Origin of the sequence: Streptomyces rubellomurinus, from assembly GCF_000961885.1 — a bacterium.
Lineage (GTDB): Bacteria > Actinomycetota > Actinomycetes > Streptomycetales > Streptomycetaceae > Kitasatospora > Kitasatospora rubellomurina.
Map to the genome: position 1 here is coordinate 1 of NZ_JZKH01000133.1, position 15,800 is coordinate 15,800.

The 15,800-nt window shown below is 74.1% G+C and carries 13 protein-coding genes; 5 read left to right on the forward strand and 8 right to left on the reverse strand.

Annotation, left to right across the window (positions count from 1 at the left end; genetic code table 11):
* Together VM95_RS35035 and VM95_RS35040 are read left to right on the forward strand one after the other, a co-directional pair.
* On the forward strand, positions 1–2,983 hold a 2,983-nt coding region (locus VM95_RS35035), incomplete at its 5' end, for a hypothetical protein (RefSeq protein ID WP_045704748.1).
* Between the two features lie 10 nt (positions 2,984–2,993).
* Complete coding sequence (locus VM95_RS35040) at positions 2,994–3,752, forward strand: metallophosphoesterase (protein WP_045704765.1); 759 nt, start codon at positions 2,994–2,996, stop codon at positions 3,750–3,752.
* Between the two features lie 4 nt (positions 3,753–3,756).
* On the opposite strand, the gene VM95_RS39435 is transcribed toward VM95_RS35040, so the two are convergent.
* Together VM95_RS39435 and VM95_RS35050 are read right to left on the reverse strand one after the other, a co-directional pair.
* A complete protein-coding gene (locus tag VM95_RS39435) occupies positions 3,757–4,215 on the reverse strand; it encodes a hypothetical protein (protein WP_052707763.1) in 459 nt (152 codons plus the stop codon).
* Positions 4,216–4,372: 157 nt separating this feature from the next.
* Positions 4,373–5,068 (reverse strand): FadR/GntR family transcriptional regulator, encoded by a 696-nt coding sequence (locus tag VM95_RS35050; protein ID WP_045704750.1) that lies wholly within the window; start codon positions 5,066–5,068, stop codon positions 4,373–4,375.
* A gap of 170 nt (positions 5,069–5,238) precedes the next feature.
* Between VM95_RS35050 and VM95_RS35055 the strand changes: the two genes are divergently transcribed.
* Both VM95_RS35055 and VM95_RS35060 read left to right on the forward strand, forming a co-directional pair.
* Positions 5,239–5,793 (forward strand): gluconokinase, encoded by a 555-nt coding sequence (locus VM95_RS35055; RefSeq protein WP_045704752.1) that lies wholly within the window; start codon positions 5,239–5,241, stop codon positions 5,791–5,793.
* Positions 5,790–7,187, forward strand: a complete 1,398-nt coding sequence (locus VM95_RS35060; protein WP_425265392.1) for a GntP family permease — start codon at positions 5,790–5,792, stop codon at positions 7,185–7,187. Before VM95_RS35055 ends, VM95_RS35060 begins: the two co-directional genes overlap by 4 nt.
* A 70-nt stretch (positions 7,188–7,257) precedes the next feature.
* Here VM95_RS35060 and VM95_RS35065 read toward each other — a convergent pair whose 3' ends face one another.
* Positions 7,258–7,881 (reverse strand): TetR/AcrR family transcriptional regulator, encoded by a 624-nt coding sequence (locus VM95_RS35065; protein WP_167352988.1) that lies wholly within the window; start codon positions 7,879–7,881, stop codon positions 7,258–7,260.
* Positions 7,882–7,950: 69 nt separating this feature from the next.
* On the opposite strand from VM95_RS35065, the gene VM95_RS35070 reads away from it, so the two are divergent.
* Positions 7,951–9,171 (forward strand): metal-dependent hydrolase family protein, encoded by a 1,221-nt coding sequence (locus VM95_RS35070; RefSeq protein WP_045704754.1) that lies wholly within the window; start codon positions 7,951–7,953, stop codon positions 9,169–9,171.
* 58 nt (positions 9,172–9,229) lie between these two features.
* On the opposite strand, the gene VM95_RS35075 is transcribed toward VM95_RS35070, so the two are convergent.
* The 5 genes from VM95_RS35075 to mmuM form a co-directional block, all read right to left on the reverse strand.
* On the reverse strand, positions 9,230–10,825 hold the full coding sequence (locus VM95_RS35075; RefSeq protein ID WP_045704756.1) for a glycerol-3-phosphate dehydrogenase/oxidase: 1,596 nt from the start codon (positions 10,823–10,825) through the stop codon (positions 9,230–9,232).
* Positions 10,826–10,970: 145 nt separating this feature from the next.
* Positions 10,971–12,491, reverse strand: coding sequence for a glycerol kinase GlpK (glpK, locus tag VM95_RS35080; RefSeq protein ID WP_045704758.1), 1,521 nt, complete (start codon positions 12,489–12,491; stop codon positions 10,971–10,973).
* 163 nt (positions 12,492–12,654) lie between these two features.
* Positions 12,655–13,380 (reverse strand): MIP/aquaporin family protein, encoded by a 726-nt coding sequence (locus VM95_RS35085; protein WP_045704760.1) that lies wholly within the window; start codon positions 13,378–13,380, stop codon positions 12,655–12,657.
* 356 nt (positions 13,381–13,736) lie between these two features.
* On the reverse strand, positions 13,737–14,501 hold the full coding sequence (locus VM95_RS35090) for an IclR family transcriptional regulator (protein ID WP_045704763.1): 765 nt from the start codon (positions 14,499–14,501) through the stop codon (positions 13,737–13,739).
* A gap of 154 nt (positions 14,502–14,655) precedes the next feature.
* Positions 14,656–15,600 (reverse strand): homocysteine S-methyltransferase, encoded by a 945-nt coding sequence (gene mmuM / locus VM95_RS35095; protein ID WP_045704773.1) that lies wholly within the window; start codon positions 15,598–15,600, stop codon positions 14,656–14,658.
* Between the last annotated feature and the right edge of the window lie 200 nt (positions 15,601–15,800).

Consider the following 15,800-nt stretch of genomic DNA (forward strand, 5'->3'; position numbering starts at 1 on the left):
CGCCGCCCTGCACGCCGCCGACGTCGAGAAGGCCGCCGCGGCCGCCCTCGCCCAGGCCCGCACGGCCGCCGAGACCGCCGCCGCCCGGCTGCGCGAGGCCGCCGCCGCCACCTCCCGCGCCGAACTCGCCGCCGAGCGCGCCGGCGACGCCCGCCGGGCCGCCGCCCAGGCCCTCGCCGCCGAGCAGCGCACCGCCGCCCTGCTCGCCACCGAGCAGCGCCTCGCCGACCTGCTCTCCCTCACGCCCTACCAGGAGGGCGCCGAGGAGGACGCCGGCTTCCTCACCCCCGCCGTGCTCGACCGCAACGCCGAGTACCTGCGCGAACTCCTCGACGAGTCCATCGCCACCGCCGAGCGCACCCTCTTCGACCTGCGCACGGCCGCCGCCGACGACTCCCGCATCCTCGCCGCCCTCGGCGACGGCGGCCTGCTGCCGCCCGGCCCCGACGTGCTGGCCACCGTCGAGTACCTGGCCGAGCACGGCATCCCCGCCCTGCCCGGCTGGCGCTACCTCGCCCAGTCCGTCGACCCGGCCGACCACGAGGCGATCCTCGCCGCCCGCCCCGAACTCGTCGACGGCGTCGTGGTCACCGACCCGGCCTCGCTGGAGCGCGCCCGCGAGGCCCTGCGGTCCGCCGCCCTGCTGCCCCGCTCCACCGTCGCCGTGGGCGCCGCCGCCTCGCTGATCGCCCCGATCACCGACGAGCCGGCTTTCTTCCTGGTGCCGCCCAACCCGGCCATGCACGACGAGTCCGCGGCCGATGGCGAACGCCGCGAACTGCGCACCCGCGCCGCCGCCCGCGAGGAGCACATCCGCGAGCTCGCCGGCCGCCTCGGCGCCGACCGGGCGCTGGCCGCCCGCCTCGCCTCCTGGCACGCGTCCTGCCCGCCCGGCACCCTCGCCGAGCTCGCCGCCGCCGCCGAGGCCGCCCGCGAGCACGCCGAGCAGTCCACCGCCGCCCTCGCCACCCTGCGCGCCGACCACGACGAGGCCGAGACCGACCACGCCGCCGCCGCCTCGGCCCACGAGGAGCACCGCGAGAGCGCCCAGCGCGCCCGCCGCCGCGCCGACGCCCTCTCCGGCCTCGCCTTCCGCCTGCGCGAGCGCGCCACCTGGGCCCGCCGCCAGCGCGAACTCGCCGAGGACGCCGCCGAGTGCGACCGCCGCCAGAGCGTCTGCGCCGAACGCGCCCGCACCTGCGACGAGGACCGCCGCGCCGCCCAGCGCGCCGCCGACGACGCCCGCCGCACCGGCCGCGCGCTGCGCGGCGAGCGCGCCGAGATCCCCGCCGCCGAGCAGACCGAGGACGCCGCCGAGCAGACCGCCCCCGCGGCCCTGCCCGCCCTGCGCGAGGCCTACCGCGCCGCCTCCCAGCTGTACGAGAAGGTCGGCGTCGGCGCCGACCTGCGCGCCGAACAGGCCCGCGCCGAGGGCGACGAGGCCACCGCCGCGGCCGAACTCGACCGTCTCACCAACAAGGTCCGCACCCGCGCCGAGGAACTGCTCGGCAGCCCGGACGGCGCCGACGGCCCGGCCCGCCAGGCCGCCGCCGCCCGCGCCGAGGAACTCGTCGCCACCATCGAGGCCCGCTCCGCCGCCGCCAGCGAACAGCTCGGCCGGCTGCGCGGCGAGGCCGAACGCTCCGCCCCCGCGGACGGCGAGGCGCACACCGAGCTGCCCGAGGACCTCGTCCCCACCGACCCCGAGCACGCCCAGGCCCTGCTGCGCACCGCCACCGGCCGGCTCGCCGAACGCCGCGAGGCCCTGGACGCGGCCCGCACCGCCCACGCCGACCTCCAGCGCACCTTCGACGCCGCCCAGTCGGCCGCCGCCGACTTCGACGAGCTCGCCGGACAGCTGCGCGACGGCCTGCGCGACCACCCGGAGGAGGACGGCCAGCCCGTCGAGCCCTACCTCGGCTCGCTGCCCGAGGCCCGCACCGCCGCCACCGACGCCCGGCGCGGCCTGCGCACGGCCGCCGGCGAGCTGTCCTCGGCCGAACTCGCCGTCCGCGACACCTCCGACGCCCTCGTCCGGCACGCCAACGCCGCCCGTTACGAGGCCGTCCGCACCCCCGCCCGCCAGCAGATCCGCGAACTGCCCGCCGCCGCCCTGCCCGAGCACGCCGCCAACTGGGCCGCCGCCTTCGCGCCCCGGCTGCGGGTGCTCACCGACGAGCTCGCCCAGCTGGAGAAGAACCGCGGCTCGATCGTCGACCGGCTGCGCGGCCTGGTGGAGTCCTCGCTCACCACCCTGCGCGCCGCCCAGCGGCTCTCCCGGCTGCCCGAGGGCCTGGGGGAGTGGTCCGGCCAGGAATTCCTGCGGATCCGCTTCGAGGACCCGGACCACGCCACCCTGGTCGAGCGCCTCGGCGAGGTCATCGACGAGGCCACCCGCGCCGCCGTCAGGAAGAACAGCGACCTGCGCCGCGACGGCATGTCCCTGCTGCTGCGCGGCGTCGCCGCCGCGATCGGCCCCAAGGGCGTCAGCGTCGAGATCCTCAAGCCCGACGCGGTGCTGCGCGCCGAGCGCGTCGGCGTCGGCCAGATGTCCGACGTCTTCTCCGGCGGCCAGCTGCTCACCGCCGCCATCGCGCTGTACTGCACGATGGCCGCGCTGCGCGCCAACGACCGCGGCCAGTCCCAGCTCCGGCACGCCGGCACGCTGTTCCTCGACAACCCGATCGGCCGCGCCAACGCCACCTACCTGCTGGAGCTGCAGCGCGCCGTCGCGGACGCCCTCGGCGTCCAACTCATCTACACCACCGGCCTGTTCGACACCACGGCGCTCGCCGAGTTCCCGCTGGTGATCCGGCTGCGCAACGACGCGGACCTGCGGGCGGGCCTCAAGTACATCTCGGTGGAGGAGCACCTGCGCCCCGGCCTGCCGGCCCCGCAGGACCCGGACGGCCCGACCGTCCACGGTGAGATCACCGCCACTCGGATGTTCAAGCGCCCGGCGGAAGCGGCCCCAAAGCCCTAACGTGGGCGGCATGGTGACCATCGCGCAGCTCAGTGACATCCACCTCGGTCAGGTCCAGCGGCACGACGGGGGCAAGCGGGCCCGGCGGCGGGCCGAGCAGGTGATGGCGTACCTCGACGCCCTGCCCGGCCCGCTGGACGCGGTGCTCGTGACCGGCGACCTCGCGGACCACGGCCTGCCCGCCGAGTACGCGCAGGTCGCCCGGGTGCTCAAGTCCCGCCACCCGGTGCTCACCTGCCCCGGCAACCACGACGTCCGGGGGCCGTACCGGGAGGGGCTGCTCGGGGAGGCCGCGAGCGAGGAGCCGATCAACCGGCTGCACGAACTCCCCGGCGCCGACGTGCTGATGCTCGACTCGTCCATACCCGGGAAGCACGACGGCCTGCTCGACGACGCGACCCTGACCTGGCTGGACGAGCGACTGGCGGGCGGGCGGACCGACCTGCCCGCCCTGGTGGCCTTCCACCACCCGCCCGTCGAACTGTCCATCCCGTACGTCGACGAGATCCGGCAGTTCGGCGAGGCCCGGCTGGCCGAGGTGCTGCGCCGTCACCCCCGGGTCGTGGCCCTGTTCTGCGGCCACTCCCACACCCCCGCCGCGACGACCTTCGCCGGGCTGCCGCTGCTGGTCGCGCCGGGCGTGGTCTCCACCACCACCCTGCCCTGCGAGGGCGGGCGCGGGATCTCCTTCGACCAGCCGCCGATGCTCGCCTTTCACGTCCTGCACGACGACCGCCGGCTCACCACCCACTACCGGGTCGTGCTCTGACGGGTCACCAGCGCCGGCCGGTCGGCAGCTGAGAGTGCCCGGGCCGGCCGGGCTGGCCGGCGGGCCGCTGGCCCGGGTACGGCTGCTGGCCGGGGCGGTACTGCTGGTTCGGCGGGGGCTGCTGGCCCGGGCGGTACTGCTGGCCCGGCCGGGGGAGGGGCCGGCCGGCGAGCGGATCGGGCGGCGCCGCCCGTCCGCCCGCCATCGGGTGGGCGGAGTTCGGCCCGCGCTGGCGCTGGGCGGCGACCTGGCGGGAGATCAGGATCTCCAGCAGGCACCACATGCTGCCGAACACCCCGAGCCCCATCGCCAGCAGCGCGGGCGTCAGCAGCCAACTGCCCGCGTACGAGGCGAGCGTGGCGACCACCACGCCGACCAGGGTGAAGGCCAGCGAGAGCACCGCCCGGACTGCGGCGGCGCGCACCTCGTCGGGCAGGCGGCGACGGCGGCGTGGCACGGACATCGAGCGACCCCCAGGCGCGCGATCGGTGACGGGCAGGGAACGGGGGCGTACGGAATGCGCCCCCTGCGTCACTCTGCCCCGCCGAACCGGGACCATGCCTCCCAAATCGCCGAGCGGATGCCAAATCGTGTCATCGGGGCGGCCCGGCCGACCGGATTCAGCCCAACTGCTGTTCGAGCTCCGCCAGGGCGCCGGTGACGATCGTCCGCATCGCCCGTTCCGCCTGGACGGCGTCGCCCGCGCAGATCGCGTCCGCGACCTCCCGGTGCAGCCGGATCGCGTACGGCTCCGGCTGGTGGGGCATCAGCTGGTACTCCGTCCGGCCGGTGAGCACCGCGCCCACGGTGTCCCCGAGGTGGGCGAACATCTCGTTCCCGGAGGCGCGCAGCACCAGGGAGTGGAAGGCGATGTCGTGCCCGAGGAAGGCGGTCAGGTCGGCGGCCCGCGCGGTCACCGTCAACTCGACGGCCAGCGAGCTGAGTTCGCGCCGGTCGTCGTCGCTGGCGTGGAGTGCGGCGAGGGCGGCGGCGGCCGGTTCGACGGCCATCCGCAGGGAGCCGAGCGAGCGCAGCTGGGCGGACCGGTCGGCGCCGGCCAGGCGCCAGCGGATCACCATCGGGTCGAAGACGTCCCAGAGCGACTTGGGCTGCACGGTGATGCCGACCCGCCGCCGGGAGGCCACCATGCGCATCCCCTCCAGGACCCGCACCGCCTCGCGGACGACCGTCCGGGACACCCCGAACCGCTCCTCCAGCTCCTCCCCGCGCAGCACCGCGCCCTCGGGGATCTCCCCTGACGCGATCGCCGGCCCGAGCTCGCCAAGCACCCGACCGGGCAGCCCCTGGATCTCCATCCGACCAGCGTAGACGCCCGCCCCCGGGCACTTCACGTCGCCCCGGAGCTCGCCTCCGGCCGGGTGCGATCGAGCCCACAGCCAAAAAGTATGACGATTTGGTTTCCGCCACTTGAATACGTCATATCTTTGAAGCGATAGTGGCGGCCTGCAACGAAGGAGCACCACCCATGGCTCTCAGCGTCGAGAACCACGACCACCCGGTCGCCCCCCTCACCGTCGTGGTGATGGGCGTCTCCGGGGTCGGCAAGACCACCCTGGCCCGCCTCCTGGCCGACCGCCTCGATCTCCCCTTCGCCGAGGCGGACGAGTTCCACCCGCCGGCCAACATCGCCAAGATGTCCGCCGGCATCCCGCTGGACGACCAGGACCGCGCGCCCTGGCTGCGCGCCATCGGCGCCTGGCTCAAGGCGCGCACCGAGGACGGGACCGGTGGCGTGGTCACCTGCTCGGCGCTCAAGCACGGCTACCGCGACATCCTGCGCGCGGCCGCCCCGGAGGCCTTCTTCCTGCACCTCAGCGGTGGTCACGACCTGGTCGAGGACCGGATCTCCCACCGCACCGGCCACTTCATGCCGGCCTCGCTGCTCGACTCCCAGTACGCGGCCCTGGAGCCGCTGGGAGCGGACGAGCGCGGCGCCGTCCTGGACGTGGGCCCGTCCCCCGAAGAACTCGTCGAGATGGCCGTGGACCTCCTGCGGCCCGTCAATGGAGACCTCGCGTGAGTATTGCCCCCACCACCCTCCTGGCGGCCGCCCCACCGGCCCTGCCGCACACCGGCAGCAACACCCAGCTGCTGATCGCGGTGCTGCTCGCCATCGGCGCGATCGTCCTGCTGATCACCCGGCTGAAGCTGCACCCCTTCCTCGCCCTCACGCTCGGCTCCGGACTGCTGGCCGCCGTCGCGGGCGCCCCCTTCGACAAGCTCCTCGCCAGCTTCTCCACCGGCTTCGGTTCCACGGTGGCGAGCGTCGGCCTGCTGATCGGCCTGGGCGCGATGCTCGGCAAGCTGCTCGCCGACTCCGGCGGGGCGAACATCATCGCGGACACCGTGCTGTCCCGGACGGGCGCCAAGGCGCTGCCCTGGGCGATGGCGCTGATCGCCGCCGTGCTCGGCCTGCCGCTGTTCTTCGAGGTCGGCGTCGTCCTGCTGATCCCGATCGTGCTGCTGGTCGCCCGCCGCGGCGACGTGCCGCTGATGCGCGTCGGCATCCCGGCCCTGGCCGGCCTGTCGGTGCTGCACGGCCTGGTGCCCCCGCACCCGGGCCCGCTGGTCGCCATCGACGCGCTGAAGGCCGACCTCGGCGTCACCCTGGCGCTCGGCCTGCTGATCGCCGTCCCGACCCTGATCATCGCCGGCCCGCTGTTCGCCCGGGTCGCCGAGCGCTGGGTGGGCCCGCTGGAGATCCCGACCGCCGTGACCCCCGAGGACACGGTCGAGCAGGAGCGCACCCCGTCCTTCGGCGCCGTCATGGCCACCATCCTGCTGCCGGTCGTGCTGATGCTCGGCAAGGCCCTGGCCGACGTCGTGATCGACGACCCGAAGGCGACCGGCCAGCGGGTGTTCGACTTCATCGGCTCCCCGTTGATCGCGCTGCTCGCCGCGACGCTGCTCGCCATGCTGACCCTCGGCCGGGCGGCCGGCTTCGACAAGGGCCGGATCTCCGACACCGTCGGCAAGGCGCTCGGCCCGATCGCCGGCATCGTCTTCATCGTCGGCGCGGGCGGCGGCTTCAAGCAGACCCTGATCGACGTGGGCGTCGGCGACATGGTCAGCCACTGGTCCGCCGAGTGGCACATCTCGGCGCTGCTGCTCGGCTGGCTGATCGCGGTGCTGATCCGCCTCGCCACCGGCTCCGCGACGGTCGCCACCATCACCGCGGCCGGCATCGTCTCGCCGCTCGCCGCGACCATGTCCTCGACCCACTCGGCCCTGCTGGTGCTCGCGATCGGCGCCGGTTCGCTGTTCTTCTCGCACGTCAACGACGCCGGCTTCTGGCTGGTCAAGGAGTACTTCGGGATGAGCGTCGGGCAGACGCTGAAGTCCTGGTCGGTGATGGAGACGGTGATCTCGGTCGTCGCGATCGCCCTGATCCTGCCGCTCAGCCTGGTCATCTAGCGCACGCAGCGCGCCGCACGGCCGGAGGGGCGGAACCCGTACGCACGGGTTCCGCCCCTCCGGCGTTCCGTCAGCGCCCCAGCAGCCCCGACAGCACGGCCGTCGTCGCCGCGATCAGCTCCTCGGCCACCGCGCCGCCCGCCGCCGTACGGGCCAGCAGCCCCTCGCGCGCCGCCAGGATCACCGCCGCCGCCTGCCCGGCACTCGCCCCTGGGGGCACCAGCTCGGGCACTTCCCGCGCCAGCACCTCCGCCACCGCCCGCGCCAGCGCCCGGTCATGCGCGGCGACCTGCTCGGCCAGCGCCGCCGTACGGGCCGCGACCAGGCGGAACTCCAGGAACAGCAGGATCCACCCGGCGTCCGCCGGCTCGACCCGCAGCAGCGCCTCGACCAGCCGCCGGGCCCGCTCCCGCGGCGCCAGCGACCCGTAGGCGGCCGCCAGCCGCTCCAACTCGGCCATCCGCCCGGCGGCCTGCTCGTCGAAGAGCGCCAGCAGCAGTTCCTCCTTGCTGCCGAAGTTGGAGTAGAAGGCCCCGCGGGTGTAGCCGGCGGCGGCGCAGACGTCCTCGATGCTCGTCCGCGCGAAGCCGACGTCGAGGAACAGCTCGCGCGCCGCGGCGAGCAGGCGGGCCCGGGTGTGCACGCGGCGGCGGGGCGGTCGGGGAGCGGCGGCATCGGCCGGGGGCGGGTTCACAGGGGAACGATACATGGTGTATTCAGTACGGGTCGTATTCAATACGAGCCGTACTGAACGAGGACGCCCATGAACCGACTGCTGATCACCAACGCCCACCTGCTCCACCCCGAGGACGGCACCCGTACGGACCTCGGCTGGCTGGAGGCGGCCGACGGCCGGATCGCCGCCACCGGCACCGGCCGCCCGCCCGTGGCCACGGACGGCGTCCGGGTCCTCGACGCGCGCGGCGGCACGGTGCTGCCCGGCCTGATCGACGCCCACGTCCACCTGCTGGTCACCTCGCTCGACCTGCGCGACGTCGCCGACTGGACCCCCGGCTACGCGACCGTCCGCGCCCTCGCCGAGGCCGAGCGCATGCTGCGCCGCGGCTTCACCACCGTCCGCGACGTCGGCGGCGCCGACCACGGCATGGCCCGGGCCCTCGCCGAGGGCCTGGCCCTCGGGCCCCGCCTGCTGCACGGCGGCAAGGCGCTCTCCCAGACCGGCGGCCACGGCGACCTGCGCCCGCTCGGCGACGACGCGCTGCCCTGCTGCGAGGCCCGGCCGAACTTCGGTCGGATCGCGGACGGCGTGGACGCGGTGCGCGCCGCCGCCCGGGACGAGTTCCGCAAGGGCGCCCGCCACCTCAAGGTGCTGCTGTCCGGCGGCGTCGCCTCCCCGCACGACGAGATCGCCGCCGTCCAGTACAGCGAGGAGGAGATCCGGGCGGCCGTCGAGGAGGCCGAGAACCACAACCGCTACGTGACCGTGCACGCCTACCACCCGCGCGGGATCGACCGCGCCCTGCGGGCCGGGGTGCGCTGCGTCGAGCACGGCAACCTGCTGGACGACAGCACGGTCGCGCTGCTGCTGGAGAAGGACGCCTTCCTGGTGCCGACCCTGGTCGCGTACGAGCGGACCGCGAAGCTCGGCGCCGCCTCGGGCCTGCCGCCGGCCTCGCTCGGCAAGCTCGCCGAGGTCCGCGACCAGGGCCTGTCCGCCCTGGAGCGCGCCCACCGCGCGGGGGTGAACCTGGTCTACGGCAGCGACCTGCTCGGCCCGCTGCACCCGGCCCAGTTGGAGGAGTTCACCCTGCGGGCCGAGGTCCAGCCGGCCGCCGCCGTGCTCCGCTCGGCGACCACCACGGCGGCCCGACTGCTCGGCATGGCGGGGGAGATCGGCACCCTCGCCCCGGGCGCGCACGCCGACCTGCTGCTGGTCGACGGCGATCCGCTGGCCGACCTCACCGTGCTCACCCGTCCGGAGCGCCACCTCCGGCACGTCGTCAAGGCGGGGCTGCCGATCTGAGCCGAAATGGCGGGCGGGCGCCCGGGGAAACCCCGAACGCCCGCCCGCTGCAAAGGACTTACTTGCTCCCGCGCTTCGTGAGGAAGGCCTCGACCTCGTCCCGGATCTCCGGCGTGTCCAGCCCGCGCACCACCATCGTGGTGCGGCGGCGCAGCACGTCGTCCGCCGTGTAGGCCCACTCGTTGTCGGCCGCGTAGGCGACCTGCGCCCAGACGTCCGGACCGTCCTCGTGGATCGGCCGGCCGAGCTCCGGGTTCTCGTCGATCATGCGGGCGATCTCGAAGGAGAGCGTGCCGTAGTGGCTGGCCAGGTGCTTGGCGACCAGCGGCTCCATCCGGGAGCCCGGCTCGCGGTCGATCAGCAGGCGGTGCGCCACCGCGTTCGGCGCGCCGACGCCCGGCAGCGGCACGGTCGGGGCGATCGGGGACATGTCCTCGCCGAGGCTGGTGCCGGGCGCGTGCGCCAGCTTCTCCAGCACCATGCGGCCGATGTGCCGGTAGGTGGTCCACTTGCCGCCGGAGACGGACAGCATGCCGCCCCGGCCCTCGGTGACGACGGTCTCGCGCTTGGCGGAGGCGGTGTCGCCGGGGCCGCCGGGCAGCACCCGCAGGCCGGCGAAGGCGTAGGTGATCAGGTCCCGGTCGAGGTGCTCGTCGCGGATCGCGTGGCCGGCCTCGTCCATGATCTGGTCGATGTCCGCGTCGGTGGCCCGGACGTCCTGGGGGTCGCCGGTGTACTCCTCGTCGGTGGTGCCGAGCAGGACGTGGTCCTCCCACGGGATGGCGAAGGAGACGCGGTACTTGTCGATCGGGATGGTCAGCGCGGCCCGCCACGGCGCCCGGCGCTTGACGACGATGTGCGCGCCCTTGGAGAGGCGGATCGACGGTGCGGCGCCCTTGTCCTCCATCATGCGCAGGTGGTCGACCCACGGGCCGGTGGCGTTGAGCACCAGGCGGGCGTCGATGCCGAACTCGCTGCCGTCGAGGCGGTCGCGCACCTCGGCGCCGGTGACCCGGCCGCCGGTGAAGCGCAGGCCGGTGACCTCGGCGTGGTTGAGGACGACGGCGCCGGCGTCCACGGCGGCGCGCACGGTCATCACGGCGACGCGCGAGTCGTTCATCTGGTGGTCGCCGTAGACGGCCACCGAGCGCAGGCCCTCGGTGCGCAGCGCGGGCACCTGCTGGGCGGCGTGGGCGGCGGTGGAGACCCGGCCCATGCCGTCGCGGAAGGCGGACAGCGCCGAGTACAGGAAGACGCCGGCGCCGAGCTTGGCGGCGCCGTGCGGGCCGCCCTTGTAGACCGGCACGAAGAAGGTCATCGGGTTGACCAGGTGCGGGGCCACGTCGGTGGAGAGGACGCGGCGCTCCTTGTGGTTCTCGGCGACCAGCTTGACGGCGCCGGTCTGCAGGTAGCGCAGACCGCCGTGGACGAGCTTGGAGGACGCGCTGGAGGTGGCGCCGGCGAAGTCGCCGGAGTCGACCATGGCGACCTTCAGGCCCGCCTGGGAGGCGGTCCAGGCGACGGCGGTGCCGAGGATGCCGCCCCCGATCACCAGAAGGTCGTAGGTGGCCTTGCCGAGCAGTTCGCGGGTCTCGGCGCGGGAGGCGGTGCGGCCGGCGGTGCGCTCGGCGCCCAGGGTGGGGATGGTTGCCATGGCGTTGTGTACGGCGCGCTGCGCGGCGGCGCCGTTACTCCTCTCGTGTGGGTTCGGCCCCTGCGGGAGAGGCCGGTCGGCCCGCTGCGACGGGCCGGCAACGGGACCAGCCGGCCGGGGCTCGGTGCCCCGACCGGCTTGTCGGTCAGTTGTTCTCTTCCTCTTCCACCCAGCCCATGGTGCGCTCCACGGCCTTGAGCCACTTCTTGTACTCGCGCTCCCGGGTGGCCTCGTCCATGCGCGGGGTCCACTCGGCGGCGCGGTGCCAGTTGGCCCGCAGGGTGTCGAGGTCGTTCCAGAAGCCGACCGCGAGACCGGCCGCGTAGGCGGCCCCGAGGGCGGTGGTCTCGGCCACGTACGGGCGTTCGACCGGGGCGTCCAGGACGTCGGCGATGTTCTGCATGAGCAGGTTGTTGCTGGTCATGCCGCCGTCGACCTTGAGGGCGGTGAGCTCGACCCCGGAGTCCTTCTGCATGGCGTCGACGACCTCGCGGGTCTGCCAGGCGGTGGCTTCCAGGACGGCCCGGGCCAGGTGGCCCTTGGTGACGTACCGGGTCAGTCCGGCGATCACCCCGCGGGCGTCGGAGCGCCAGTACGGGGCGAACAGGCCGGAGAAGGCCGGGACGAAGTAGGCGCCGCCGTTGTCCTCGACGGTGTTGGCGAGGGTCTCGATCTCGGCGGCCGTCGAGATGATGCCGAGTTGGTCGCGCAGCCACTGGACGAGCGAGCCGGTGACGGCGATCGAGCCTTCGAGCGCGTAGACCGGGGCCTGGTCGCCGATCCGGTAGCCGACCGTGGTCAGCAGGCCGTGGTACGAGTTGACGATCTTCTCGCCGGTGTTCAGCAGGAGGAAGGTGCCGGTGCCGTAGGTGGACTTGGCCTCGCCCTCGTTGAAGCAGGTCTGGCCGAACAGCGCGGCCTGCTGGTCGCCGAGCGCGGAGGCGACCGGGACGCCCGCCAGGTCGCCCACGGCCTCGCCGTACACCTCGGCGGAGGAGCGGATCTCCGGCAGGACGGCCAGCGGCACGCCCATCGACTCGGCGATGCTCTCGTCCCAGGCGAGGGTCTTGAGGTTCATCAGCATGGTGCGGCTGGCGTTGGTCACGTCGGTGACGTGCTTGCCGCCGTTCACACCGCCGGTGAGGTTCCAGATCACCCAGGTGTCCATGGTGCCGAACAGGATGTCGCCGGCCTCGGCGCGCTCGCGCAGGCCCTCGACGTTGTCCAGCAGCCAGCGGATCTTCGGGCCGGCGAAGTAGCTGGCCAGCGGCAGGCCGGTCTCGCGGCGGAAGCGGTCCTGGCCGACGTTGCGGCCGAGCTCGCGGCAGAGCGCCTCGGTGCGGGTGTCCTGCCACACCAGCGCGTTGTGCACCGGCTCGCCGGTGTTCTTGTCCCACAGGACGGTGGTCTCGCGCTGGTTGGTGATGCCGATCGCGCGGATGTCGTCCTTGGTCAGGCCGGCCTTGTCGAGCGCGCCGCGGACCACGGACTGGACGCGGGTCCAGATCTCGGCGGCGTCGTGCTCGACGTAGCCGGGCTGCGGGAAGATCTGCCGGTGCTCCTGCTGGTCGACGGAGACGATCCGGCCGTCGGCGCCGAAGATGATGCAGCGGCTGGACGTGGTGCCCTGGTCGATCGCGGCGATGTAGTTGCCAGTGGAGGTCATGTGGAGGGTCCTCGGCTCACGTGCGGGGGAAGGGTGGTACGGAGAGATTGGAGCTGACCGGCCCGTTCGGCCAGTCCCTGTGCTCGGCGAGTTCCGCGGCTGCCTCAGCGGGGGGCCTGCGGCAGGGGCCGTTGGTGGACGGCCTTTCGGAACCGCGGGCCTCTTAGAAGAGGGCGTTGTACACGCCGCCGGCCACGAGGCCGCCGATCACGGGGCCGACGACCGGGACCCAGGCGTACGACCAGTCGGAGCCGCCCTTGTTGGGGATCGGCAGCAGTGCGTGCACGATGCGCGGGCCGAGGTCGCGGGCCGGGTTGATCGCGTAGCCGGTCGGGCCGCCGAGGGAGAGGCCGATGCCGACCACGGTGAGGGCGACGATGGTGGTGCCGCCGGCGCCGAGCTGCGGGCTGAGGGTGAGGATCGCCATGCAGAGCACGAAGGTGCCGATGACCTCGGTGATCACGTTCTGGACCGGGTTCCGGATCTCGGGGCCGGTCGAGAAGATGCCGAGGGTGGGCTCCTTGTTGGCCTGGAACTGGCCGAGGTAGGTGAGCCAGACCAGGACGGCGCCGATCATCGCGCCGAGCAGCTGCGAGCCGATGTAGAGCGGCACCTGGCTCCAGTCGCCGCTCTTGACCGCGAGAGCCAGGGTGACGGCCGGGTTCAGGTGCGCACCGGACTTGGCGCCGGTCATGTAGGCGGCGATGAGGACCGCGAAGCCCCAGCCGAAGGTGATGGCGAGCCAACCGGCGTTGACGGCCTTCGACTTCTTGAGGGTCACGGCGGCGCAGACGCCGCCGCCGAGAAGTATCAGGGCGGCGGTGCCGAGGGTTTCGCCGACGAAGACGTCGCCGTTGGAGAACGCGGACACAAAGACTCCCTTGTCCATATGGCCCGGAGGTGCGGGTGGGGGCAGCTGGCCGGGTCGATCCCTGTGCGGGTGAGCGCGTTGCGGGAGTGATCTTCCCGGCCGTCGTTCGACAATGTCGACCGTCATGCGGAAGCTTCCTCTTTGGGTCGCCCCCACGTCAAGGTGGGGTTACGCAGCTGTGACCCTTCCCTCGGCCCGCCCTCCGAAGTTACCGAGCGGCGCGTCCGGAATGCGGACAAAACGCCAGTGCACGGACAACCGGGGAGCCCGTTCGTACCTCAGCGTGACGACATGACTGCGGCCCCGGACTCGTGCCCGGGGCCGCTCGTTCGGAAACCGCTCGTTCGTGGACCGCTCGTTCGTGGACCGCGCGCTCAGAACCGCCCGGCGCCCAGGTCGCGGGAGATCGCCCGGGCCGCGCTGCGCACCGAGGCGACCAGCGAGGGCTTCACGAAGCCGTCCTGGCAGATCCGCTCCACCGGCCCGTTGATGCACACCGCGCCCACCGGATTGCGCCGCCGGTCCTGGATCAGCGCGGCGATCGAGGCCACGCCCTCCCAGGTCTCCTCGACCGAGTCCGCCCAGCCGCGCTCGCGGATCAGCGAGCACTCGGCGTCCACGTCGGCCGGCTCGGTCAGCGTCCGCAGGGTGTACGACTCGTACGGGCCGTCGCCCAACTCCCCGCGCGCCACCGGGTCGTAGGCCACCAGCACCTTGCCGATCGCGGTGCTGTGCAGCGGCTGCATCGAGCCGACCTCCAGCACCTGCCGGGTGTCGTCGGGCCGGAACACGTGGTGCACGATCAGCACGCCCTGCTGGTGCAGCACCCCCAGGTAGACCGTCTCCCCGGCCGCCCGGGCCAGGTCGTCCGCCCACACCAGCGCCCGCGCCCGCAGCTCGTGCACGTCCAGGTAGCTCTGCCCCAGCCGCAGCAGTTCGGCGCCCAGCTGGTACTTGCCGCTCTCCGGGTCCTGCTCGACGAACCCCTCCTGCTGCAGCGTCCGCAGGATGCCGTGCGCCGTCCCCTTGGCCAGGCCCAGCGCCGTCGAGACCTCGGACAGGCCCAGGCGGCGCTCACCGCCGGCCAGTAGCCGCAGGATCGCGGCGGCCCGGGAGAGCGACTGGATCGGGCCGGGCATGGGATACCTCCGCGCGAATCAGCGGTCGACATTGTCGACCATCGGGTTGACGGGACGAGTCTGCCAGGCCGTCTCCGGTTCGTGCACCCTCCCCCTCGGAAACCGGCCACCGGCCCTCCGCCGACGCACCCTTTTCGGCCTCCGCGACGCGAATTCAGCCCACCGCGCCCGGTTCCTGCACCCTGAGCACCGTCACCTCCGCCGCCAGCGCGGCGATCCCGTCCGTCCCGACCCGGCAGCAGCCGCCCACCAGCCGCGCGCCGTCCGCCAGCCAGCCGCCCACCCGCGCGGACCGGAACGTCGGCTCGCCGCGCCAGCCCCGCCGGCCCGCGTCCCACTCCTCCCCGCTGTTCGGGTACACCACCACCGGCTTCCCGGTCACCCCGGCGGCCAGCGCCACCGCCCGGTCCGCGTCCTGCGGCGTGCAGCAGTTCACGCCCACCGCCAGCACCTCGTCCACCTCCGCCGCCAGCGCGAACGCCTCCGCCAGCGGCTGCCCGGCCCGGGTCCGGTCGCCGACGACGCTGTACGACAGCCAGGCCGGCACCTCCGACCCGCGCAGCAGCCCCAGCAGCGCCCGCGCCTCGTCCACGTCCGGCACCGTCTCCAGCGCCAGCACGTCCGGCCGGGCCGCCACCAGCACCTCCAGCCGCGGCCGGTGGAAGGCCGCCAGCTCCGCCACGCTCAGCCCGTACCGCCCCCGGTACTCCGAACCGTCCGCCAGCACCGCCCCGTACGGGCCCACCGAGGCCGCCACCCAGCGCCGCCGGCCGCCCGGCTCCGACCGCGCCGCCTCCCGGGCCAGCTCCACGCTGCTCGCCAGCAGCCGGGCCGCCTGCGCGTGGCCCACCCCGCGCCGGGCGAAGCCCTCGAAGCTCGCCTGGTAGCTCGCGGTGATCGCGACGTCCGCCCCGGCCTGGAAGTACGCCCGGTGCGCGGCCACCACGGCCTGCGGATCGTCCGCCAGCAGCCGCGCCGACCACAGCTCGTCCGACAGGTCGTGCCCGGCCGCCGCCAGCTGGTTCGACATCCCGCCGTCCAGCACCAGCGGCCCGGCCGCCAGGGCCGCGGCGAAGTCCGGCGGGGGAGCAGCGGGCATGTCGGCCTCCTCGGGCGCGGTCTCCTCGGGCGGGGTTCCCACCGATCACCAGCCTAGGGCGTGTCTTCAGACTCCCGTCGTCCGCTCGGAGAGCGGGCGGGGCGGCGTTGGGGTGCGTGCATCGCAAGGCGGAGGAGGGAGCCACTGCGGTGGGGGCACCTCCCGGCCGAAGGCTGGGGGCCATTGGCGACCGACGACAA